This window comes from Pelagibacterium sp. (genome assembly GCF_965249125.1).
Taxonomy (GTDB): Bacteria; Pseudomonadota; Alphaproteobacteria; order Rhizobiales; family Devosiaceae; genus Pelagibacterium.
On the sequence record NZ_OZ252217.1, the window covers coordinates 3522875 to 3545320 of the forward strand.

The 22446-nt window shown below is 63.2% G+C and carries 22 protein-coding genes and 1 tRNA gene; 15 read left to right on the top strand and 8 right to left on the bottom strand.

What is annotated here, in order from left to right:
• Positions 1-213 precede the first annotated feature (213 nt).
• Entirely contained in the window at positions 214-2535 is a 2322-nt protein-coding gene (locus ACP148_RS17120) for a putative bifunctional diguanylate cyclase/phosphodiesterase (protein ID WP_421953020.1), read from the top strand.
• Positions 2536-2734: 199 nt separating this feature from the next.
• Complete coding sequence (locus ACP148_RS17125) at positions 2735-3499, top strand: N-acyl amino acid synthase FeeM domain-containing protein (protein ID WP_421953019.1); 765 nt, start codon at positions 2735-2737, stop codon at positions 3497-3499.
• Positions 3500-3518: 19 nt separating this feature from the next.
• Here ACP148_RS17125 and ACP148_RS17130 read toward each other — a convergent pair whose 3' ends face one another.
• The 6 genes from ACP148_RS17130 to hemC all read right to left on the bottom strand — a co-directional run bounded on the left by ACP148_RS17130 (position 3519) and on the right by hemC (position 8484).
• Complete coding sequence (locus ACP148_RS17130) at positions 3519-3800, bottom strand: YrhK family protein (protein ID WP_421953018.1); 282 nt, start codon at positions 3798-3800, stop codon at positions 3519-3521.
• 77 nt (positions 3801-3877) lie between these two features.
• Positions 3878-3953: transfer RNA gene (locus tag ACP148_RS17135), tRNA-Thr, on the bottom strand.
• A gap of 78 nt (positions 3954-4031) precedes the next feature.
• Positions 4032-5408 carry a heme biosynthesis protein HemY gene (locus tag ACP148_RS17140; RefSeq protein WP_421953017.1) on the bottom strand — a complete coding sequence of 459 codons (1377 nt, stop codon included), beginning with the start codon at positions 5406-5408 and terminating at the stop codon, positions 4032-4034.
• Positions 5405-6748, bottom strand: coding sequence for a hypothetical protein (locus tag ACP148_RS17145; RefSeq protein ID WP_421953016.1), 1344 nt, complete (start codon positions 6746-6748; stop codon positions 5405-5407). Before ACP148_RS17145 ends, ACP148_RS17140 begins: the two co-directional genes overlap by 4 nt.
• A gap of 52 nt (positions 6749-6800) precedes the next feature.
• Positions 6801-7544 (bottom strand): uroporphyrinogen-III synthase, encoded by a 744-nt coding sequence (locus tag ACP148_RS17150; RefSeq protein ID WP_421953015.1) that lies wholly within the window; start codon positions 7542-7544, stop codon positions 6801-6803.
• Positions 7537-8484 carry a hydroxymethylbilane synthase gene (gene hemC, locus ACP148_RS17155; protein WP_421953044.1) on the bottom strand — a complete coding sequence of 316 codons (948 nt, stop codon included), beginning with the start codon at positions 8482-8484 and terminating at the stop codon, positions 7537-7539. Before hemC ends, ACP148_RS17150 begins: the two co-directional genes overlap by 8 nt.
• Before the next feature lie 132 nt (positions 8485-8616).
• On the opposite strand from hemC, the gene tsaD reads away from it, so the two are divergent.
• The 5 genes from tsaD to ACP148_RS17180 all read left to right on the top strand — a co-directional run bounded on the left by tsaD (position 8617) and on the right by ACP148_RS17180 (position 11894).
• Positions 8617-9678 (top strand): tRNA (adenosine(37)-N6)-threonylcarbamoyltransferase complex transferase subunit TsaD, encoded by a 1062-nt coding sequence (gene tsaD, locus ACP148_RS17160; RefSeq protein ID WP_421953014.1) that lies wholly within the window; start codon positions 8617-8619, stop codon positions 9676-9678.
• Positions 9675-10667 carry an NAD(P)H-dependent glycerol-3-phosphate dehydrogenase gene (locus ACP148_RS17165; RefSeq protein ID WP_421953013.1) on the top strand — a complete coding sequence of 331 codons (993 nt, stop codon included), beginning with the start codon at positions 9675-9677 and terminating at the stop codon, positions 10665-10667. Before tsaD ends, ACP148_RS17165 begins: the two co-directional genes overlap by 4 nt.
• A 3-nt stretch (positions 10668-10670) precedes the next feature.
• Positions 10671-10967, top strand: coding sequence for a YciI family protein (locus ACP148_RS17170; RefSeq protein ID WP_421953012.1), 297 nt, complete (start codon positions 10671-10673; stop codon positions 10965-10967).
• Position 10968: 1 nt separating this feature from the next.
• Positions 10969-11385 carry an EVE domain-containing protein gene (locus ACP148_RS17175; protein ID WP_421953011.1) on the top strand — a complete coding sequence of 139 codons (417 nt, stop codon included), beginning with the start codon at positions 10969-10971 and terminating at the stop codon, positions 11383-11385.
• Positions 11386-11480: 95 nt separating this feature from the next.
• Positions 11481-11894 carry a DUF1761 domain-containing protein gene (locus tag ACP148_RS17180; RefSeq protein WP_421953010.1) on the top strand — a complete coding sequence of 138 codons (414 nt, stop codon included), beginning with the start codon at positions 11481-11483 and terminating at the stop codon, positions 11892-11894.
• 36 nt (positions 11895-11930) lie between these two features.
• Here ACP148_RS17180 and ACP148_RS17185 read toward each other — a convergent pair whose 3' ends face one another.
• A complete protein-coding gene (locus ACP148_RS17185; RefSeq protein ID WP_421953009.1) occupies positions 11931-12122 on the bottom strand; it encodes a DUF1674 domain-containing protein in 192 nt (63 codons plus the stop codon).
• Positions 12123-12234: 112 nt separating this feature from the next.
• On the opposite strand from ACP148_RS17185, the gene htpX reads away from it, so the two are divergent.
• The 5 genes from htpX (at position 12235) to ACP148_RS17210 (ending at position 19100) form a co-directional block, all read left to right on the top strand.
• A complete protein-coding gene (gene htpX / locus ACP148_RS17190) occupies positions 12235-13215 on the top strand; it encodes a zinc metalloprotease HtpX (protein WP_421953043.1) in 981 nt (326 codons plus the stop codon).
• Between the two features lie 11 nt (positions 13216-13226).
• Positions 13227-14534, top strand: a complete 1308-nt coding sequence (locus ACP148_RS17195; protein ID WP_421953008.1) for an RsmB/NOP family class I SAM-dependent RNA methyltransferase — start codon at positions 13227-13229, stop codon at positions 14532-14534.
• Between the two features lie 79 nt (positions 14535-14613).
• A complete protein-coding gene (locus tag ACP148_RS17200) occupies positions 14614-16266 on the top strand; it encodes a heparinase II/III family protein (RefSeq protein WP_421953007.1) in 1653 nt (550 codons plus the stop codon).
• Between the two features lie 202 nt (positions 16267-16468).
• On the top strand, positions 16469-18061 hold the full coding sequence (purH, locus tag ACP148_RS17205; RefSeq protein ID WP_421953006.1) for a bifunctional phosphoribosylaminoimidazolecarboxamide formyltransferase/IMP cyclohydrolase: 1593 nt from the start codon (positions 16469-16471) through the stop codon (positions 18059-18061).
• A gap of 90 nt (positions 18062-18151) precedes the next feature.
• A protein-coding gene (locus ACP148_RS17210; RefSeq protein ID WP_421951019.1) for an IS630 family transposase occupies positions 18152-19100 on the top strand; the annotation gives its coding sequence in 2 pieces (ribosomal slippage) (positions 18152-18487 and positions 18489-19100; 948 coding nt in all).
• Positions 19101-19414: 314 nt separating this feature from the next.
• Here the strand turns inward: ACP148_RS17210 and deoD are convergent.
• On the bottom strand, positions 19415-20125 hold the full coding sequence (gene deoD, locus ACP148_RS17215; RefSeq protein WP_421953005.1) for a purine-nucleoside phosphorylase: 711 nt from the start codon (positions 20123-20125) through the stop codon (positions 19415-19417).
• A gap of 180 nt (positions 20126-20305) precedes the next feature.
• Between deoD and leuD the strand changes: the two genes are divergently transcribed.
• From leuD to leuB, 3 genes are read left to right on the top strand one after another with little or no spacing between them, the layout of a single operon-like run.
• The gene (gene leuD / locus ACP148_RS17220; RefSeq protein WP_421953004.1) at positions 20306-20911 is read left to right on the top strand and encodes a 3-isopropylmalate dehydratase small subunit; all 606 of its coding nucleotides are present in this window, start codon (positions 20306-20308) and stop codon (positions 20909-20911) included.
• Between the two features lie 3 nt (positions 20912-20914).
• On the top strand, positions 20915-21304 hold the full coding sequence (locus tag ACP148_RS17225) for a RidA family protein (RefSeq protein WP_421953003.1): 390 nt from the start codon (positions 20915-20917) through the stop codon (positions 21302-21304).
• 12 nt (positions 21305-21316) lie between these two features.
• Positions 21317-22408, top strand: coding sequence for a 3-isopropylmalate dehydrogenase (leuB, locus tag ACP148_RS17230; protein ID WP_421953002.1), 1092 nt, complete (start codon positions 21317-21319; stop codon positions 22406-22408).
• Positions 22409-22446 lie beyond the last annotated feature (38 nt).

Sequence of the window (22446 nt, forward strand, 5' to 3'; positions counted from 1 at the left end):
GCCGTGGCATTATCGGGTGCATTGTGCCGCCGCGATGATCTTAACCTGGGTAAGGAAAAGACCATCGGGCCGGCGCAAATGCAGTGTAAATAGGTTCTTTACCACACCGCAACTTCGTGCCTGCAACCAGTCGGTGGGCGCGACATTGTCAACGTGATGCAAACCGCCGATGGGCAAGGTGGTTCCCGCCGAACCCATCGGAATCTGGTCAGAATGATGCCGAAAGGCCCCAGACATCTGCCAACGCTCGATTACGTCTCGATCGTGGCCTCGCTCTACAAGGACAGGCGCGCCATGCTTGTGGGCATGGCCGCGACGATATTTGGCGTCATGATGGCGGCGGTCAAGACCGACGCGCTGGTGCTCTATGTCGTGGCCCTGGCCTTCGTGGTCTCCACGGCGGTGCGCTACTACAACATGCTGGCGTTCGAAATGAATCCGCCAGCGCCCGACGACAGGTCCACCGCCCGGTTGTGGGAACGCCGGCAGATGATCCAGGGAACGATCTCGGCGTCGATCTATGGCGGATGGTGCCTGGTTTCACTGGTTTTTGTGCGCGACCCGTTTGCCGAGCTTGTCGCCATTTCGGTGACCATCGCGGCGACGATCGGCATCGTGACGCGCAATTTCGGCATCGACACGATCGTGACGTCCCAATCGCTGGCCATCTCGATCCCGCTTGCCCTCGGCCTGGTGCTGGTCGGTGACGGCTACCATGTGGCCCTGGCGGCGCTGCTGGTTCCGCTGATGATCAGTTTCCGGTTCCTGGCCGCCGACGTGCGGGCCATGCTGCTTTCCCAGGTTCATGAGCGCAGCGTGGCCTCGCGGCTGGCGCTCCAGCTCGACACGGCGCTCGAGACCATGCAGCACGGGCTGTGCATGCTCGACGAGAACGGGGTGATCGCGCTGGCCAATGACCGGGCGCAGCAGACCTTTGCGGGCATAGCCGAAGGGGCATGGGTCGGGCGCTCGTTCGCGGACCTGCTCGAAGAAGCCATCGGCAAGCGGGCCTTGCCCGAAACGACAGCGGATCGTCTCAATCGCATGATCATCCAGCAGACGGGCGGCAAGATCGTCATGAAGCTCTCTGGCGATTTCCACTGCGAGGTTACCATCTCCTCGCGCGGCGACCGTACGGTACTGCTTTTCGAGAACGTCACGGCCCGCATCCGGGCCCAGGAGCGCATCAATTTCATGGCGCGCTATGACGGGCTGACCGGCTTGCCCAACCGCGCCTATTTCACCGAGCAGGTCGAGGCCGAGCTTGGTTCGAGGGAGCGGGCCGGACGGAGCGACCCCGTGCTTCTGGCCATAATCGATCTCGATGATTTCAAGCATGTCAACGATACGCTGGGCCATCTGGCCGGCGACAGGGTGCTGACCGAAACGGCGGCGCGCATACAGACGGTCATGCACCGCAACTCGCGGCTTGCCCGGCTGGGTGGCGACGAGTTCGTCATCTATCGCGCCCAGGGCGCCGATCCCGATTCGATACAGGCCGAGGCCGAAGCGGTTCTAGCGGTGTTGCGACGGCCCTTCCAGGCCGGCGGAGGGCGGATCGACCTGCACGCCTCGATCGGCTTTGTTTCGAGTTCGGCCCCCCTCATAGCCCTCGATGACCTGATAACCCGGGCCGATCTTGCCCTCTACCGCGCCAAATCCCGCGGCAAGGGCCAGCATCAGGCGTTTGTCGAAGAGATGGACAGCGCATTCCGGTATCGCCAGCGTCTCAAGGGCGATCTTGCGACAGCGATCGCCGAGGATAAGCTCAAACTCGTCTATCAGCCGCTCGTTGACCTTGCGACGCGCCAGGTGGCCGGATGCGAGGCGCTGGCGCGCTGGGATCATCCCGAGCTCGGCGCCATACCGCCCGACATCTTTATCGGGCTTGCCGAGGAAACCGGCCAGATATCGGCGGTCACCCGCTGGGTGCTCAAGACCGCGACCGCTGAATGCGTCAACTGGCCAAAGACCATATCGGTGGCGGTCAACGTTTCGGCACGCGACCTGCGCGGAGAAGAACTGGGCCTGCACGTTTCCGAAGCGCTCGAGGCCAGCGGGCTGCCGCCCGGACGATTGGAGATCGAGCTGACGGAAACCGCGCTGATCGAGGATCGCGAGGGCGCTGCGGCGCGGCTCGAGGCGCTGGCCGCAAAGGGCATCGGCATCGCGCTCGACGATTTCGGCACGGGCTATTCCTCGCTTTCCTATCTGCGCGGCATGGCGTTCTCCAAGCTCAAGGTCGACCGCTCGTTCATCGCCGGCATCACCACCAGCGAACGCTCGCTCAAGCTGATGGCCAATGTGGCCCAGCTTGGCAGGGATCTCGATCTGGTGCTGGTCGCCGAGGGTGTCGAAACCGAAGATCAGCTCGAAATGATCGCCCGCCACACAGGGATCGACCAGGTGCAGGGGTTTCTGTTCGGCAGGCCCCTGCCGGCCGATGAAACGCGCGCCTTGATCGCCCGCATGAACCAGACGCGCGTTCGCCCCTTGGGAACCGGAACGCCGCGGCCGGCTCTGGTGAGCAAATAGAGCGTGTCCAGCAAAAGCATGTCCTCGACCCGATCGGGAATGGAAACGGTCTTGCGGTTCGGACGCGCGACACAACAAGGACTTGGATCAAACCCGCGGGAAAAGCGGATTAGATGCGGACATTGCCCGGGATCTGACGTTTAGGGCTTTTCCTTATCCTTAAAATTTTACTAACATCGCTCCTATTTGGAGTGGTGCGATGGGTGATGCGGGTATCGAAACGCCAAACAGAACCTCGCGTTTCGCCACAAGTCTCATGGATATGCTCGAGCGCGTGGAATATCGCCGCGTCAGGCTCGACGAGCAGTTCGATCCGGTCTACCGGCTGCGCTATGAGGCGTATCGGCGCGAAGGCGGCATTGCGGTAAACGAGCAGCGGATCGCTTCGGATCATCTCGATTTCACCCCCAACGCCATGTGCCACGGGGTCTATATCGACGGCGTGCTGGTTTCTTCGATCCGCCTGCATTTCGCGACCGCCGAACACCGGGAATCGCCCTGCATGCGGATGTATCCCGACCTGCTCAACGCTATGCTCGACGCCGGGCAGACCTATATCGACCCCTCCCGCTTTACCGCCGATCGCGAGGCAACGCTGGCCGTTCCCGCCCTGCCGTTTCTCACCCTGAGAATCGCGGCCATGGCGTGCGAATATTATGGCGCCGACTATTGCCTTTCGGGCGTGCGCGATGAACACGCAGCCTTTTACAAGCGCGTGTTCGGCTCAACGGAAATCGCCGGCTACAGCCAGTATCCGGGCATGAATTTCCCGGTCAAACTCTATGCCGCCAAAGTATCGGGCATCCGCAACCGGGTCGCCGACCGCTTTCCCTTTTTCATGTCGACGCCCGCCGAGCGCGACAAGATGTTCGGGGCGGACAGCGACGCCAATTATCTGGGATTGATCCAGCCCACGGCGCGCCAGGCGGCCCTGGCCGAAGAGCGGTTTGCGCCGGCTCGGTGAACCCGGCGGTCGGCAGCTGTTACGGGTCCTGGCGCCGGGCCAGCGTTTCGATCTTGCCCAGCCTGAGATAATGGAGCTCGCGCACCAGCCGGAGTGTCGGCTTGGCCGCAAAAAGGATCGAGCCGACCAGAAAGAACCATGTGGCCGCCGTCTGGCTGGCGGGCGAGAAAAACAGCACACTGCCCACGACAAAACAGATGGCCGCGCCAAAATCGACGGCGGTGTACCAGATCTCGTAAAGGGCGTAGAGGTGCCGATGCGCGCCCGAGCGGTCGCGGGCGTCGGGCTCGAACAGGGCCATGATTGCTCTCCCATGCGGTTGCTCTCGACATGGCCAACTGCCGCGGGGCGAATATGTTTCGAGAGACGGGAAAAAACTGGTGCCGCTTACGTGACTCGAACACGTGACCCCATCATTACGAATGATGTGCTCTACCAACTGAGCTAAAGCGGCTTGGCCCGGTGGGGCGAATTGGCGTCTTTTACTTTCGGTGTGCGAAACGCGCAAGGCCTGATGGCATGGCATTTTCGCCTATTGTTGCGTTTTGGTTGGCGTTGCCGCGTCCTCGATCGCTGGCAGCGCGGCGCCCGGTTCGCTTTCGGTGCTGGAAAGTGTCTTTACGGGCGCCCGGGTCTGCACGGGCACCTTCCACTCGAACGCATCGAGCCGTCCTGTAACCGGGGAGGCCGGCGCCCAGTCGTCCGAGGTCACCCCATCGGCGGTCCATATCGGATCGGCCGGTGCAGTCACGGCGCGCGACAGCCATTGCCGGGCCTTGCCCTGATCGCCCGACTGGCCCTCCTCGATTTCGGCCATCAGAAGGCACATCTGGCGGGTCGGGTTGGAAACGAAAGGGGCAAGCGCGTTGCGGGCAAGGCTCCATTCATAGGCGTCGATGGCCGCCCGGGCCAGAACGATGGCGGCCATGGGATGGCTGTCGGGGGCTTCGATGAGCGTGCGGATGCGCTTGAGGCGCTCGACCGCCGATGTGCCGGGCTTGACATGAGCGTATAGCGTTGCCGCATCGGGATGAAACCCGGCGCGCCAGACGCGGCGCAGCAGGGCCGACGCCCGGCGGGTGTCGCCGCGGTTGATGAGAATGCGGGCGGCCACCAGAGCGGCGGGAACGAAATCGGGAATGGATTTGAGCGCCCGATTGGCGTGCTCATAGGCGGCATCGGGCTCGGTTTCCTCAACAGCCATTGCCAGAGCGGTTTCAAGTACGCCCTGACGGCGCTTCTTGGCCGCTTTCTGGCTTCTGGTCCGGGCGGGCAAGGCTGCACTCATCTCCAGCGCATCCGCCCATGCGCCCTTGGTTGCCAGATCGTTGAACACGGCCTCGGACGCCCAGTCGAGGCTGGGGGAGATGGCCAGTGCCTTGCGCGCGAAGGTAATGGCCGCATTGGACCGGTCCTGGGTCCGCGCCTGCTCGTAAAGCCCCGAAAGCGCGGCCAGTGCCGTGCGCTCGTTGGAAATCAAGGCCCGGTAATGCTCGCGCGCTGAAGACAGATCGCCCAGCGCCAGTTCCGCGCGGGCTTCGAGCAATTGGGCGGCGGGGTTTTCGGGCAGTTTGGCGCGCGCGTCGCGGGCCAGCATGCGGGCACGGGCAAATTCTCCAGCCTGGAGCGCAATCATGCCGTCCGAAAGCGCTTCAACCCCGGCCCTCTCCTTGCGCCGCGCATTGGACCGCGCCAGGGCGGCGGGGGCACCGATCAGACGCCTCACGATGGCCCACAAAACAATTGCCGCAACGATGACACCGATGGCGATGAACAGCGCCAGTCCAAGGCCCGGGCTCATGCGCCAGGATCCAAAGGCGATTTCCACGGTGCCGGGCAGCGCGATCAGCCACGCGGCCCCCAGCGCGACAAGCAGGCTGAGGGCAAGATAGACGATAAGGCGGATCATTGGCCGGCCTCCGCTGGGGCAATGCCGGCTCGCGCCGCCTCGAGCAATCCATTGACGGCGATGGCGCGCTCCAGCGCCCGCGCGAATTGGGGCGCTGCCGATTGCATGGGGGCTGGCAGGGCCGAAAATGCCGCCCTTGCCGCTTCGAGATCGCCAGCGTCCAGCGCCGCTTCCGTCCGGCCGACCAGCGCTTGCGGGGTATCGCCCTCGGTGGGCCGCAGGGCAATGGCGGAGGCGGCTTGGTCGAGCAGTGTCTGGGCCCAGCCCGCCTGTTCGTCGCGCGGCCGCGCCGCCAGAATTTCGGGGATTGCGGCGCGCAATTGGGCCAAAAGCCCGCTTGCCGAAGGCACACCGGAATTGGCGGCCGTGCGGACCTGCGATGGAATGTCGAGATTGGGCAAAAGCGTTTCAACGCCGGCCAGTTGCGCGGCAAAGGGCTGGCCCGAGGCGATGGCGTTCTCAAGCGCGCCCAGTGCAGAGGGCAGTTGTGTGGCCCGATCGCGTTCGGCGGCGACGGCCTCGAAATCGGACTGATCGGCAATGCGCGCGTCCAGGTCGTCGAGCCGGGTCAACGCGGTCTCGATCACGGGCCGGACTTCGGCCATTTGCGGTTCGAGCGCATCGATGCGCCCGGCAAGATTCTCGATTTGCGCGGAAAGCGAAGACAAATTGTCGGCGACTTCGCTCACCTCGTCACCCGATGCCCCCGCGGCGATGGCCTCGATGCGGCTTGAAAGCTCACCGATCTGTCCGTTCAAGGCTTCGAGATCGGCTTGAGCGGCCAGCCCTTCGGTCGATGTCGGTTCGATGCCGGCGATCTGGGCTTCGAGCCCATTGATGCGATCGAGGATCTGTTCGCTCTCGGTTTCCCGTGTGGCGAGGGCGGTTTCCAGCCGGCTGGCGCGGGCGTCGAACTGGGACAGGTCGGGTTGCGCCACGGACTGCTGCGGCCAATACCCTAAACTGGCCAAGCCAAAGGCGAGTGCCAGCCCAACCAGAGCGCCCGCTGCGGCGGTTGCCGCCAGCGGGCCCCAGGGCTGTGTCGTACCGGCAGCGTTCGGCTCCGGTGTGGCGCGGGCTTCCGATTCGGTTGGGGGCGTTGATTGTTTCGGCTTCTCGTCGGGCGGGGGACTACCGGCCGACGAGAAGCCGGACTTTGAAGCCGGACCCGTCTTGAGCGGCGCTTCGGGCGCAGCCGGTTTTTCGCCGGCCCGTTCCGCTCCGGCTGGTTTGCCTTCCGGCGCTGCCTTGCCCTCAGGCGCAGGCTTGTCCTTGTCGGATGGGCGCGCCTTTGCGTCGATGATCGGGGGTTTGACCGGACCGGATTTGTTTTCGGCCATTAGCCTGCCTCTTTGCTTTGGGGTCGGGCGGGTTCGTGCTCGTCATGGCCCATCATGGACTGATTTGATCGCGGGCAAAAGCCAGCGCCAGGGTCATCATCGCTTCGTGAGATGGGTAGTCGGCCAGCCCGATACGCAGGAAATGGCTTTCGATCAGGGGCTGGGCGACGTTTTCGGAAAGACACAGGCAATAGATACCGGCCCTGAGCGCACCGTAATCGCGGGATGCGACGAGCCCGGCAAAAATCTCGGCCGTGCGCCGGGAATAAAATACAGCGCCATCGATATCCCCAATTGCCAGCCGTTTGGCCAGATCGGGGGCCAGCACGGTGGCGGCCTGCATTTGGTAGAGCACACGCATATCGACCACGAGCCCCGCCCCGGCCAATAGCCCGGCCAGATCGCCCGATTGATGGTGAGCGGCGGGGTAAAGGATTTTGCCCGAGGGACGGTCGGCGATGATCCTAGATGACAGGTCGTGCAGGGTGCCCTCGGCGGCCGAAACCTGCGCAAATCCTGCGGCCCGTGCCTCGCTGGCCGTATGTTCGCCCACTGCATAGACCCGCAGGGTCGCGAAATTTTCGCCATCGGGATGGGCGGCCAAAGCCCGTACGCCATTGGCCGATGTCAGCGCGACGGCGGCAAATCCACCCGCATCGGGCAGCGCGACATCGGTAAAACGCTCCTCAAGCATGGGAGCGATGATCGGTTCGAGCCCCAACGCCGCCAGGCCGGCGGCCGTGCGTTCGGCATCGGCCCTTGGCCGGGTTACCAGAACCGTGCGCCGCTCAGCCATACTGGCCCTGTTTCAGGCGTTCGATGAAGTCGGGTCCGGCGGCGGCGAGCAGTTTTTCGCCCAGCCGTGTTCCCAGATCGCGCCCCTGATCGGCGTCGCCAGAGATCTCGTCCTCATAGACTTCCGACCCGTCGGGCGAAAGGATCTGCCCGAACAGGGTCAAATTATCGCCATTGAGTGTGGTCAGGGCGGCAATCGGGGTGCGGCATGAGCCGTCGAGCACTTTCAAGAACGCCCGCTCGGCTTCCACCCGTTTGCGGGTTTCGGGATCGTCAAGCACTTCGACAAGCCGGTTGGCGGCGCCGTCATCGGCGCGGGTTTCGATAACGATCGCCCCCTGGGCGGGAGCGGGCGGGAAATGGGCGACATCGAGGATGTGGGTCACCCGGTGCGCCTCGCCCAGCCGGTTGAGCCCGGCCATGGCCAGAAGCGTAGCGTCGGCAACGCCATCGGCCAGCTTTTTGAGCCGCGTCTGCACATTGCCGCGAAATTCCACAGCGCGGAAGTCGGGCCGGAACCGCTTCATCTGCGCCCGGCGGCGCAGCGAGGACGAGCCGATCACCGCGCCCTCGGGCAGATGATCGGGACTTCTGGCGATCAGCGAGAGAAAGGCATCGCGCACATCCTCGCGCGGCAGAAAGGCGGGCAGGGCAAACAGGGAATCGATTTCGGTCGCCACGTCTTTTGCCGAATGGACGGCGATGTCGATCTCGCCATCGGCGAGCGCCTTTTCGATCTCCTTGGTGAACAGGCCCTTGCCACCCACTTCGGACAGCGGGCGGTCCAAAATTATGTCGCCGCTGGTCTTGATGACCTTGATCGCTATGGCGTCAGGCTCCAGCCCGTTGATGGCGACCAGCCGGTCGCGGACCTCCTCGGCCTGTTTGAGAGCAAGGGGCGAACCGCGCGTGCCGATGGTGAAAACGGGTGTGGACGTCAAAGATTGCAATATGGCCTCGCAGGTGTCACAGATGTGCGCGCTTTAGAACAGCAAATTTAACGCGCCGAACGCGGGTTGCGATCCGCTTGTGCCATCAGACCACACGTTTTTGCCAGAGACCAGATCGCCGCAATGGATCGCGAAACTTTAGTTTTAGGGATCGAGACCAGCTGCGACGAGACGGCCGCCGCCATCGTCAGGCGCCATCCCGACGGGCGTGGCCAGATCGTTTCCAACATCGTGCGCAGCCAGATCGATGAGCACAAACCGTTTGGCGGGGTGGTGCCCGAGCTGGCGGCCCGCGCCCATGTTGTCCATCTCGATTCGATAATTGAGCGCGCGCTTGGCGAGGCGGAAATTTCGCTTCCCCACGTCAATGCCATCGCCGCGACCGCCGGTCCGGGGCTGATCGGCGGCGTGCTCGTGGGCTTGACCACCGGCAAGGCGCTGGCCGCCGCGACCGGCAAGCCCCTGATCGCCGTCAACCACCTCGAAGGCCACGCTTTGACCGCCCGGCTCACCGACGGGGTTAGATTTCCCTATCTCATGCTTTTGGTCTCGGGCGGGCATTCCCAGATCGTTCTGGTCAGGGGCGTCGGCGATTACGAGCGCTGGGGTTCGACCATCGACGATGCGCTGGGCGAAGCCTTCGACAAGGCGGCCAAGCTTTTGGGTCTGGGCTATCCCGGCGGCCCCGAGGTCGAAAAGGCGGCCGCAAACGGCGATCCGGACCGGTTCGACCTGCCGCGCCCGCTGCTTAGGCAAAAGCGCCTCGATTTTTCCTTTTCGGGGCTCAAGACCGCCCTGCGGCTCGCCGCCGAATCGGTGGCGCCGGTCACCGGCACCGATATCGCCGATTTGTGCGCCAGCTTTCAGGCCGCCGTCACCGATATCGTTGCCACCCGCTCGAAACAGGCGCTTGAACGTTTCGTAACCGAGTATCCCGATATTGCTCCTACCTATGTGGTGGCGGGCGGGGTTGCCGCCAATAGGGCAATCGGCTCGGCGCTCAGCGATGTTGCCGCCCGGACCGGCGCGCATCTGGTCATCCCGCCGCCGGCGCTGTGCACCGACAATGGCGCTATGATCGCCTGGGCGGGGGCCGAACGCTTCGCTCTGGGGCTCACCGATGGCCTGGATATAGCGGCCCGTCCGCGCTGGCCGCTCGATCAGTTGGGGCGGGGTGTGGCGTGAGCGCGAAGATCTACGTCATCGGCGCGGGGGCCTGGGGCACCGCCCTGGCCCAGGCAGCCCGGCTGGCCGGCAATGATGTGGTTCTTATCGGCCGCGGCCAAGCCGCTATCGATGAAATCAATTCGGCCCACACGCTCAAATCCTATCTCGGCGACATCGCCCTCGATCCCGGGCTGAGGGCCCAGACCGGGCTGTCCGGGCTCGAAGACGCAGACGCGATCCTCATGGTGGTCCCCGCCCAGTCCACCCGCGCCACGCTGGCCGGCATCGGCCCCGATGCGCTCACCGGCAAGCCGGTGATCCTGTGCGCCAAGGGGCTGGAGATGGCGACCAATGACCGCCAGAGCCAGATTCTTGCCGAACTCGCGCCCGGTGCCGAGCCTTTCGTGCTTTCTGGTCCCAGCTTTGCCCATGACGTGGCTGCGGGAAAACCGACGGCGGTCACTCTGGCCGGCCCGACCATCGAGCGCGCCGAAGCGATCGGTGCGCTCTTGGCCTCGGACAGTTTCCGCCCCTATGCCAGCGGCGATATCGTCGGGGTGGAAATGTGCGGCGCGCTCAAGAATGTCTATGCGCTCGGCGCCGGCGCCATCGAGGGGGCGGGGCTGGGGCTGTCGGCCCGCTCGGCCTTTCTGGCTCGCGCCTATGCCGAACTGGGCCGGATGATCGCGGCGATGGGCGGCAGCGAGGCGACGTTGTCGGGGCTCGCGGGAATCGGTGATCTGGCTTTGAGCTGCACCTCGAGCCAGTCGCGCAATTATCGCTTCGGCATGGCACTTGGGCAGGGCGGCTCGGTCGATGCCATAGCGGCTTCGGGCATGGGGCTGGCCGAGGGCCTGTTCACCACGCCGGTCGCAAAGGCCGTGGCCGACCGCGATGGCGTCGACGCACCGCTTGTGGGCGCCGTCGACCTTCTGATTTCGGGCCGGGCCCGCATCGAGGCCATAGTGCCCATGCTGATGAGACGACCACTCAAACGGGAACAATAAGCCATGACGACGATGTTTGCGGTCACCGCAATCGACAAGAAAGACCATCTCGAAACGCGGCTTCAGACGCGCCCTGCCCATCTGCAGTTCTGGGATGACAATGCCGCATCCATGGTGCTGGCCGGCCCGTTTCTCGACGCCGACGGCAAGGCGACCGGCTCGCTGATGATCGTGAGGGCGGAAGACCAGGCAGCCGCCGAAGCACTGGTCGGCAAAGATCCTTATGCGCAGGCCGGACTTTTCGAAAGCGTCGTCGTCCGCCCCTGGAACTGGGTCATCAACCGTCCGGAGAATTCCTGAAATGGCGTACTGGCTGTTCAAATCCGAACCCGAAACCTGGGGCTGGGACGATCAGGTCAACAAAGGCGGCCCCGAAGAATGGGGCGGGGTGCGCAATTATCAGGCGCGCAACAATATGCGCGAGATGAAGAAGGGCGATCTGGGCTTTTTCTACCATTCGGTCAAGGAAAAGGCCGTGGTGGGCATCGTGCGCGTCGCCAATGAAATCCACCATGATTCCACAACCGAGGATCCACGCTGGGAATGCGTGGATATCGAGGCGGTCAAACCCTTCAAGCGTCCGGTGACGCTCGATGAGATCAAGGCTACGCCCGAGCTCGAAAACATGGTTCTTGTCAACAATTCGCGCCTCTCGGTGCAACCGGTCGCCGCGGCGGAATGGAAATTGATCTGCAAGCTGGGCGGCGTGGACGCCTGATTTACGGCTGCGACGTTTTGGCGCACACTCTGGCCCGGGACTGATTCGAAAACATCAGCTCTGGGTTTGTTCATTGGGAGAGGGGGTTTGCGACAATGGATTACCTCAATGTGAACTGGCTGGCCGTGCTTCTGGCTATGATTGCCTCGATGGCGCTAGGCGCCGCCTGGTATATGACACTGTCCAAGCAATGGGTCGCCGCCACGGGCAAGACAACCGAACAAATCATGGCCGGTTCGGGCGGCCAGGCAACGCCCTTCATCTGGGGCGCCGCGATGCAGCTGGTGATGGCCTATTTCCTGGCTCTTTTCACGCCCGCGATCATGGGAGAGGTGACGATCGCCTCGGCGATCACCGTCGGCATCCATGTCTGGGCCGGCTTTATGCTCACCTCGATGATCCTCAATCACCGCTACCAGGGCTCGCCGTGGTCGCTGGCTGTGATCGATGGCGGGTATCTTTTGGGCGTGATGATCGTTCAGGGCGTGGTGATCGGGCTTTTGGGCTGACACCGGCGGCGCGATCTGGCGGCGCGGCTCGCGCCGTCAGAAATCCGATGAAATACCCTTGATCTCCCAGTCGCCGTAGCGGGCGGGATCGAGCCCGCCGCGGCCATCGACCTCGCGCGGCGCGTTAGAGGTCTTGGCGTCGATTTCGGCGCGGCGCTTTTTCGCTTCTTCGAGCGCGCGGCGCGCGGTTTGGGGGTCGGGGCGTTTGATGCTTGGCGTTTCGCGCATTTGATGAAACCACCTTCATGACGAAGAGTTTAAGAACCGGTCCTTGTGCAAGGGCCGGCCGGTTCCCATCATATATGAAACCCAACCGGCTGAGGAAAGCCTGACGACAATGATGAATGCTTTGCGCACCACGATTTTGCTTGCCGGCATGACCGCGCTGTTCATGGGCGTCGGCTACATGATCGGCGGCACGGGCGGCATGGCCATCGCGTTCCTTTTCGCGCTCGGCACCAACGCCTTTGCGTATTGGAACTCGGACAAGATGGTGCTCTCGATGCAGGGCGCTAAAGAGATCGATCCGCGCTCGGCGCCCGATCTCTACCAGATGACCAAGCGGCTTGCCGACAATGCCGGCCTGCCCATGCCAAGGCTCTATCTCATCGAAACCGACCAGCCCAACGCATTCGCCACGGGCCGCAGCCCGGACAAGGGCGTGGTCGCGGTTTCCTCCGGTCTCGTCAAATATCTCGACAACCGCGAGGTCGCCGCCGTGATCGCCCACGAGCTGGCCCATATCAAAAACCGCGATACGCTGACCATGACGGTCACCGCGACGCTGGCCGGTGCCATCTCCATGCTGGCCCAGTTCGGGCTGTTTTTTGGCGGTTCGCGCGACAACAACAACCCTCTAGGCTTCGTTGGCGTCATCGCCATGGTCATTCTCGCCCCCATCGCCGCGATGCTCGTGCAGATGGCCGTGTCGCGCACCCGCGAATACGAGGCCGACAAGGATGGCGCGGAAATCTGCGGCGATCCCATGGCACTGGCCACCGCGCTCGAAAAGATCTCTTCGCTGTCAAAGCGGGTGGTCAACCAGGCCGCCGAGCGGGCCCCGGCCATGGCGCATATGTATATTTCAAACCCGCTGTCGGGCGCGCGGATGGACAATTTGTTTTCCACCCACCCCAATGTGGAAAACCGTATTGCCGCGCTCACCCAGATGGCGTCGAACGTTAGGGGCAGTGGTGGTGGCCAAACGCCGCGCCAGAGGGTAAACCCCATCGAGGCCAATGTCCGGCCCGGCCAGAGCTGGCGCACGCCCGGCACGCGGCCGCGCGCTGACGATGACAAGCCATCGGGTCCCTGGGGATAGGTAATAACGGTTTGAACGAGACACGCGATCTGCCCGGCCTCAAGCTTCGGCTTGAGGCCGCTTTTCATCTCAAATCCGTCTTGGAGGGCAAGCCGTTCGCCCCCATAGCGCCGGACCGGCTGGCCGCAAGCCGAGACCGGGCGCTGGCCAATCGCATGGCTACCACCGCCCTGCGGCGCCACGGGCAGATCGATGCCGTGTTTAAGCAGGTTTTGGCCAAGGGCGTGCCCCAGCGGGCCGGCATCCTTGAAGCCGTGCTGCGTATCGGGGTGGCCCAATTGCTCTGGCTCGATGATATCCCGGCGCATTCGGCCATTCATCTGGCCGTCGAATCGGCGCGAGCCGACAAGCGCGCCGGGCGGTTCGACAAGCTGGTCAATGGCGTCCTGCGTTCCGTGCAGCGCCAGGCCGAGCCGTTCAAGGCACTAAATGGCGATGCGTTGATCCCCGGCTGGCTGGCATCGCAATGGACCGGAGCCTATGGCGCCGATGCCGTGGCGCGTTTTGTCGAGCTCCTTGTCCAGTCTCCGCCTCTCGATCTCACGCTCAAATCGCCCGACCCCGATCTTGTCGCCGCGTTGGGCGGCCAGCCCGTGCTTGGCCCGACCGTGCGGGTGGCCGAGCGCGATGCGGCGGTGGCCGATCTTGCCGGTTTTGCGCAAGGAAGATGGTGGGTGCAGGACGTTTCCGCCGCCTTGCCGGCCCGGCTGCTCGATGCCGCGCCGGGCGAAAAAATCCTCGATCTGTGCGCGGCACCGGGCGGCAAGACAGCGCAGCTGGCCTCGGCCGGGGCACAGGTCACAGCGCTCGATATTTCCGCCGACCGCATGGAGCGGGTGCGCGCCAATCTCGACCGTCTCGGGCTCGATGCGCAGATCGTTGTCGCCGATGCCTTAGACTATGCGCCGGGGCCGGTGTTCGACGCCGTGCTGCTTGATGCCCCCTGTTCGGCCACCGGCACGTTCCGGCGTCATCCCGAAGTGCTCCTGCATCGCAACGCGCAGGGGATCGCCGAGCGCGTGGCGCCGCAGCGCAGGATGCTGGCCCATGCCGCCTCGCTTCTCAAGCCGGGCGGGAGGCTTGTCTATTGCGTATGCTCGCTCGAAGCCGACGAGGGTGAAGAGCAATTGGGTTGGGTGCTCGCGAACCTGCCCGAACTTGAGGCCCTTGAGATCACTGCCGGCGAACTCGACGGCTGGCATGCGCCCCTCACGCCGCAAGGCGCCGTACGGCTCACGCCGGCCTTGGACCTGCCCAATGGGGTTGGCGGCGGGCTCGATGGGTTTTTCATTGCCCGCTTTGTCAAAAAAGCGCCGTGAGCGGTGCAAACAAGCACCGCGCAGGCTGTGGTTAACGCAAAGTTGATGATACAATCGGGCCCGCGAGTAGGGTTCGGGTATGGGCGTGTTTGAAGTTTTGCGTTTCGGTCTCAAGCGTGGCGGCATGGGTATTGCCGACCGGTGCGTGACCCATCCCCTGTTTTCCTGGACGTGGTCGGGGGCCGGCGAAATCCGCTTCGTTCCCCGCCTCGCCGAATTCCGGCCCGCCGATGCCCAGACCATTGTCGAGATGATGGAGGGCAAATATCTGCTCGCCGGCCGCATGGTAGAAACCTTCGGTGCCTCGCCCTTTGCCATCGAAAGCGATTTTGACGACTGGTTTGTCGATCTGCACGGCTTTGGCTGGCTGCGCCATTTCTCCGCCGTTACCGATCCGGGTCAGCGCGCCTTTGCCCGCACGCTGGTGCTCGATTGGATCGTCCGGTTCGGCGAGTTCGATTCGGAAGCCTGGGATCTGTTCGTCACCGCGCGGCGGGTGCTCAACTGGCTCAAATCGCTCTCGCTGCTGTTTGACGGCGCCACGCCCGACCAGAGCCGGGCCATCCTGCGCTCGCTGTCGATCCAGGTGCAATCGCTCAAGGTGCGCGCACCGCTGGTTTACGGTCCGATCACAAAGCTCATGGTGGAAATCGCCCTGGTGGGCGCAGCGCTCAGCGAGAGCGAGGAACCAAAGGATCTTTCCGCCCATGTCGCCGGGCTCCAATCGCTGCTGGAAACCGTGCTCGACGATGACGGGCTTGTGAAAAACCGCAATCCCTTCACCCAGATTCAGGTTCTCTCCGAAATCATCCCGGTCAACCAGGCTCTCGGCCAGCGCCATGGCCATATGGCGGCTGCCATCGGCCCGCGGATCGAAGCCATGCACCGGGCGCTTGAAAAGCTGGTGCTGGGCACGCGCGAGCCGGTCTATGCCAATGGCTGCGGCCAGGTGCCGGTCGAACTCGTTCTCGCCATCACCGCCCAGTCGGGCGTGCGCGGCTCGGGGTCGGGCCTGTGCGGGGGGTATGGCATCCTGGTGGATGGTCCGGGCAAGCTGGTCGCCGATAGCGGATTTGTCCCGCCGCTCCCGTTTGCCCGCGATGCGCATGCGGGAGCCCTCAGTTTCGAATATGCGTGCGGGTCGACGCTGGTTGTGGGCAATTGCGGTCCGGCACCTGCCGGGTTGTCCGACAGCGGCAATCTGTTCCGCCACACATCGGCCCACAGCGCCCCCACCATCGACGATATCTCGAGCGCGCGGATCGGCGGGGGCACCATGGCGGGCAATGCCCTGCGGCGGCGCGGCCCGGAACCGCTCATGACGCTGGACGGGGCCGAGAACACGCTGGAGTTGACCACCGGCGCCTATCGGGACCGTTACGGGCTCGATATCGTGCGCCGCCTCACCCTGATGGGCGGCGGGCAGACGCTTGTGGGGCAGGACCGGTTCGTCGCGGCCGGGACCCGGTCCCGCCAGCAGGGCAGCTTTACCATCCGCTTCCATCTCGCCCCCGGCGTCGCCATCGAACGCTCGAGCGGGGAGGCGCTGTACCGCCTCACCTATCGTAATGGCGAGGTCTGGGCGTTCCTGTGGGAAGGCGCCGGGGCCGATATCGACGACAGCGTGCGCCATTCGGCCCATTTCGGTCTCAACCGCACGCGACAGATCGTCCTGCACGGGCCGGCCCGGTCCGATACGGACGTGGCCTGGGTGTTCACGCGCCAGTCTTAGAGCGCTTCCAGGATAAGTGGGCACCACTTATCCGGTTCGGAAGCGCGACAAAACAAAGACTTAGAGCAATTGAAGCGATTCGAAGAAGCGCTGAAATGCTCTAGGGTCAGGACCCATTAATCTTGACGGTTCCCGTTTGGGAAAAACCGTGATAGGCCCCGCCCCATCTTCCCAGATCAACAGACATACGGCAGGACTTCCCATGGCGCAGGCGGGTGCAACCAAGGTCAAAAGGGCGCTGCTCTCGGTTTCCGACAAGACCGGCATCATCGAATTCGCGACCTCGCTTGTGGCGCTGGGCGTCGAGATCGTTTCGACCGGGGGCACCCGCAAGGCGCTGGCCGAGGCCGGATTGCCGGTGATCGATATTTCCGAGGTCACCGGCTTTCCCGAGATCATGGACGGGCGGGTCAAGACGCTTCACCCCAAGGTGCATGGCGGCCTTTTGGGCATTCGCGGCAATGACGCGCACAAATCGGCGATGCGCATCCACGACATATCGCCCATCGACCTCTTGGTCGTGAACCTCTATCCCTTCGCCCAGACCGTCGCCAAGGGTGGCGATTATGACGAGGTCATCGAAAATATCGACATCGGCGGTCCCGCCATGATCCGCGCCGCCGCCAAGAACCATGGCGACGTCACCGTGATCGTCGATCCCGACGATTACGCCGACGTGCTCGAAGCGCTCAAGGCGCATGGAGAGGTCGCCTATGATGCGCGCCAGAAATACGCCGCCAAGGCCTATGCCCGCACCGCCGCCTATGATGCGGGGGTGGCCAACTGGTTCGCCAAAACCCTCGATCTGCCCGATCTCACCTGGCGCAGCTTTTCGGGCAAATTGCGCGAAGTGATGCGCTATGGGGAAAACCCGCACCAATGGGCTGCGTTCTATGCCGATGGCTCCAACCGTCCGGGCGTTGCCACGGCCACCCAGATCCAGGGCAAGCAGCTCTCGTTCAACAACATCAACGATACCGACGCGGCGTTCGAGCTGGTCGCCGAGTTCGATCCGGAAAAAACCGCCGCCGTCGCCATCATCAAGCACGCCAATCCGTGTGGGGTCGGACAGGGCGCAACGCTCACCGAAGCCTATCAGGCCGCGCTCAAATGCGATCCGGTGTCCGCGTTCGGCGGCATCGTGGCGCTCAACCGCCCGCTCGATGAGGACGCCGCGACCGAGATCGTCAAGCTGTTCACTGAAGTGATCATCGCCCCAGGCGCCAGCGAGGATGCCATTTCGATCATCGAATCGAAAAAGAACCTGCGCCTGCTGGTCACCGAGAGCCTGCCCGATGCCAGGGCCGAAGGGCTGACCGTCCGCTCGGTGGCCGGGGGCCTTCTTGTCCAGACCCGCGACAATCAGAATGCCGATGATTGCGAGCTCAGGATCGTTACCAAGCGCGCGCCCAGCGAAACCGAAATGGCCGATCTTCTGGTCGCCGCCAAGGTCGCCAAGCACGTCAAGTCCAACGCTATCGTCTATGTCAAGGACGGCGCCACGGTCGGCATCGGGGCGGGTCAGATGAGCCGGGTGGATTCGGCCCGCATCGCGCACAAGAAATCAAAGGACGCCGCCAAGGCCGCAAAGGAGAAAGGCGCTTTGACCGAAGGTTCGGTCGTTGCGTCCGACGCCTTCTTTCCCTTCGCCGACGGCCTCGAAGCGCTGGTCGAAGCCGGCGCCACCGCCGTCATCCAGCCGGGCGGCTCGGTCCGCGACGAAGAGGTCATCGCCGCCGCCGACAAGGCGGGCCTGGCCATGGTCTTCACCGGCATGCGGCATTTCCGGCACTAGAGCATGTCTGAGCTTGATTGAATCGATTGTGGATTCCCAAATCGGCTTGGATGTGATTCATCATTGATGCTGGATTGGAGGCCAGCATCCATGATCAAGCCCTATTCCGATGATTTGCGCGAACGTGTTGTTGCTGCAGTTGGCACCGGGGAAAGTTGCCGGTCTGTCGCCGCCCGTTTTGGCGTTGCGGTTTCTTCGGTTGTGAAGTGGTCGCAACGCTCGAGGTCCACGGGGTCGGTCACACCAGATCGAATGGGTGGCCGGCGTCCTGTCATTCTCAATGCGCACAGGCAATTTGTTCTTGAACAGTTTCAGCAGACTCCGCACCTGACCGTGCGGGGTCTGCAAGCGCTTTTGGCCGCACAAGGCGTACAGGTATCCCATGATAGCATATGGCGCTTTATCCGGCGCGAGGGTCTGAGCTTTAAAAAAAAGCCTGTTCGCGCTTGAGCAGGCTCGGGCTGCGGTCGCCCGTCAGCGGCAGCGCTGGAAGTCCTGGCAGGCTTGGCTCGATCCATCGCGGTTGGTGTTCATCGATGAGACGTGGATCAAGACCAATATGGCGCCCCTGCGTGGATGGGGTCCAAAAGGGCGGCGGCTCAAGGGCTATGCGCCGCACGGCCATTGGCGCACCATGACCTTCCTGGCCGGATTGCGCATGGACGGCCTGACGGCGCCCTGCGTGTTCGATGGCCCAATCAACGGGCTCTCGTTCCGCGCCTATGTCGAGCAGGTCCTGATCCCCACGCTCAAGCCGGGTGACATCGTCATTCTCGACAATCTGGGCAGCCACAAAAGCAAGGCCGTGCGGGACGCCATTCGCGCCGCGGGCGCGCGCCTATGGTTCCTGCCGCCCTACTCACCGGACCTCAACCCCATCGAGCAGGTCTTCGCCAAGATCAAGCATTGGATGCGTATAGCGCAACAACGCACGATCGAAGAAACATGGCGCCTGATCGGACACCTCGTCTCAACCATCAAACCCCAGCAATGCAGAAACTACTTCAAGAACGCAGGATATGCTTCAATAAAAACCTGACATGCTCTAGTTTGGTCTCACGGGCCGCACCGCGAAAACCATGACGGGCTAAAGTCGCCCTATGGTTTTCGCTGGCCCTCCGACGGGGCGGCGAACGGTCGCCCCAGCCCGCGAGCATAGCTCGCTTGGGCGTTCTGCCTTCAAATCGATCCACCGGATCGATTTGCCCCGCAAAGCGGGTCAGGCAAAACTCCTCGCTGCGCTCGTCCGGCCTCACTCGCGCTGCAAAGCTGGCCGAGCGCTGCCTCCATCCTAACCCTCGCCCCTTGGGGGAGAGGGTGCCCGGCAGGGCGTTGAGGGGGCCTTCCTCTCCCTTAAGCCCCCACCGCCACGTCCAGCGCGATCTCCACCATGTCTTTCAGCGATGTCTGGCGCGCTTCGGCGTCGATTTCGTCGCCGGTGATCAGGCAATCGGTCATGGTGCAGATGGTCAGCGCTTTCGCCCCGAACCGCGCGGCCAGCGTATAGAGCGTTGCCGCTTCCATCTCGACGCCCAGCACCCCATGTTCGATCAGCCTGCTATAGGCCTCGAGCCCGGAGGGGTGATAGAATATGTCGGAGGAAACGATCCCGCCCACATGCACATTCTTGCCCTTGGCGCGGGCCGTGTCGTCGGCGGCGCGCAGCAGCGAAAAGTCGGCGGCGGGAGCGTAATTGTAGTTCCCGAAAGCGCCCGTAACGATCGTGGAATCGGTGGCCGCCGACGCCCCGATGACAACGTCGCGAACCTTCACTTTGGTGTTCAGCCCGCCGCAGGTGCCCACGCGGATCATGGTCTTGACCCCATAGGTGTTTAAAAGCTCATGCACATAAATGGCCGTGGAAGGCTGGCCCATGCCCGTCGCCTGAACCGAAACCGGCTTGCCGTTCCAGGTGCCGGTAAAGCCCAGGCAGTTGCGCACCGAATTGACCAGTCTGGCATCTTCTAGAAACGTCTCGGCAATCCATTTGGCGCGCAGCGGGTCGCCGGGCAGAAGTGCGGCTTCCGCGTAATCGCCGGGCTTGGCATGGTTGTGCGGAGTCATCTTTTATCCTTTGGTCAAAAATCTGGCGCGCACCATACTTTGCGCCATTGGCGCGCGCAATGGCCCGTCCCTGCTTGGCAAGCGGGCGCGATTGCATTAGAGACAGACGAGCCAAATCGTACCGCCGGGTACGGTTGCGCATCGCGCGACGGTCCGGCGCCTGTGTGGGAGATGTAAGTCATGGACAAGTTCACGACATTGACGGGCGTTGCCGCGCCCATGCCGATCATCAATATCGACACCGACATGATCATCCCCAAGCAATACCTCAAGACCATCAAGCGCACCGGGCTCGGCACCGCGCTGTTTGCCGAGATGCGCTACAATGAAGATGGCAGCGAAAAGCCCGATTTCGTGCTCAACAAGCCGGCCTATCGCGATTCCAAGATCGTCATCGCCGGCGACAATTTCGGCTGTGGCTCCTCGCGCGAACACGCGCCCTGGGCGCTGCTCGATTTCGGCATCAAATGCGTCATCTCAACCAGCTTTGCCGATATTTTCTACAATAACTGCTTTAAAAACGGCATCCTGCCCATTGTGGTCACCCCCGAACAGCTCGAACTTCTGCTCGACGACGCCGATCGCGGCTCGAACGCCACGCTGACGGTCGATCTGGAAAACCAGACGATTTCGGGGCCCGATGGCGGAACGGTCACTTTCGATATCGATCCCGGCCGCAAGCAGGTGCTGCTCGAAGGCCTCGACGACATCGCCATGACGCTCAAGAAAGACAAGACCATCGGCGGGTTCGAGACCAAGATGGCCCAAGACCGGCCCTGGGTCTAGCGCATGGTCCGACACATTTCGTCAGGTTCACCCTTCGAGGCGCGGATCGGCTATTCGCGCGCGGTGGTCGATCGCGACATGGTCTATGTTTCGGGAACGACGGGCTATGATTACCGGACGATGAGCATGCCCGAAGACGCCGGCCAGCAGGCGCGCAATGCGCTCGCTACCATCGAAAAGGCCCTCGTCGAAGCTGGCGCCTCGCTCCGGGATGTGGTGCGCGTGGTCTATTACCTTGTCGACATGGCAGATTATGACGCCCTGGTCGCCGTCGCGGGTGAAGCCTTCGGCGATATTCGACCCGCTGCAACAATGATCGTCTGCGGTTTGACAACCCCGGAAATGAAACTCGAAATCGAAGTCACCGCTCGCATTGGCGCGCACGCTTCCTAAGGAAAAACCCCCATGTCCGAAAAACTCTTCCTCCTCCCCGGCGACGGCATCGGCACCGAGATCATGGCCGAGGTCGAAAAGCTCATCGCCCATCTCAACGGAAGCGGCGCGACCGATTTCGCCTACGACAAGGGGCTGGTCGGCGGCTGCGCCTATGATGCGCATGGCGTGGCGATTTCCGAAGAGGACATGGGCAAGGCGCTGGCCGCCGATGCGGTGATCTTTGGCGCGGTGGGCGGTCCGAAATGGGATGACGTTCCCTATGATGTGCGCCCCGAGGCGGGGCTGTTGCGCCTGCGCAAGGATCTGGGCCTGTTCGCAAATCTGCGCCCCGCCATCTGCTATTCGGCGCTGGCCGATGCCTCATCGCTCAAAAAGGAACTTGTCGAAGGGCTCGATATCCTGATCGTGCGCGAGTTGACCGGCGGGGTCTATTTCGGCGAGCCCAAGGAAATCACCGATCTGGGCAATGGCCAGAAACGCGCCGTCGATACGCAGGTCTATGAGAGCTACGAGATCGACAGGATCGCGCGGGTCGCTTTCGATCTTGCCATGACGCGCGGCAAGAAGGTCCATTCGGCCGACAAGAAAAACGTCATGAAATCGGGCGTTCTGTGGGACGAAGTGGTCAAGCAGGCGGGTCGGGATTACCCGGAAATCGACCTGCACCACATCCTGGCCGACAACGCCGCCATGCAGCTTGTGCGCAATCCCAAACAGTTCGACGTGATGGTCACCGACAATCTGTTCGGCGACATTTTGTCGGACGCGGCGGCCATGCTGACCGGGTCTTTGGGCATGCTGCCCTCGGCCTCGCTGGGTGCCCCCGATCCCGCGACCGGCAAGCGCAAGGCGCTTTACGAACCCGTGCACGGCTCGGCCCCCGATATCGCAGGGCAGGGCATCGCCAACCCCATCGCCATGTTCGCATCCTTTGCCATGGCGCTGCGCTATTCGTTCGGCATGACCGAGCTTGCCACCAGGCTGGAAACGGCGATTTCCGACGTTCTCGAAGACGGATTGCGCACCGGCGACATCATGCAGACCGGAGCCCGCAAGGTCACGACCAGCGAAATGGGCGACGCCATCATCGCAAAGCTGTAGGGCGTGTCCAGCAAAGCTGGTCCTCGACCCGATCGGGG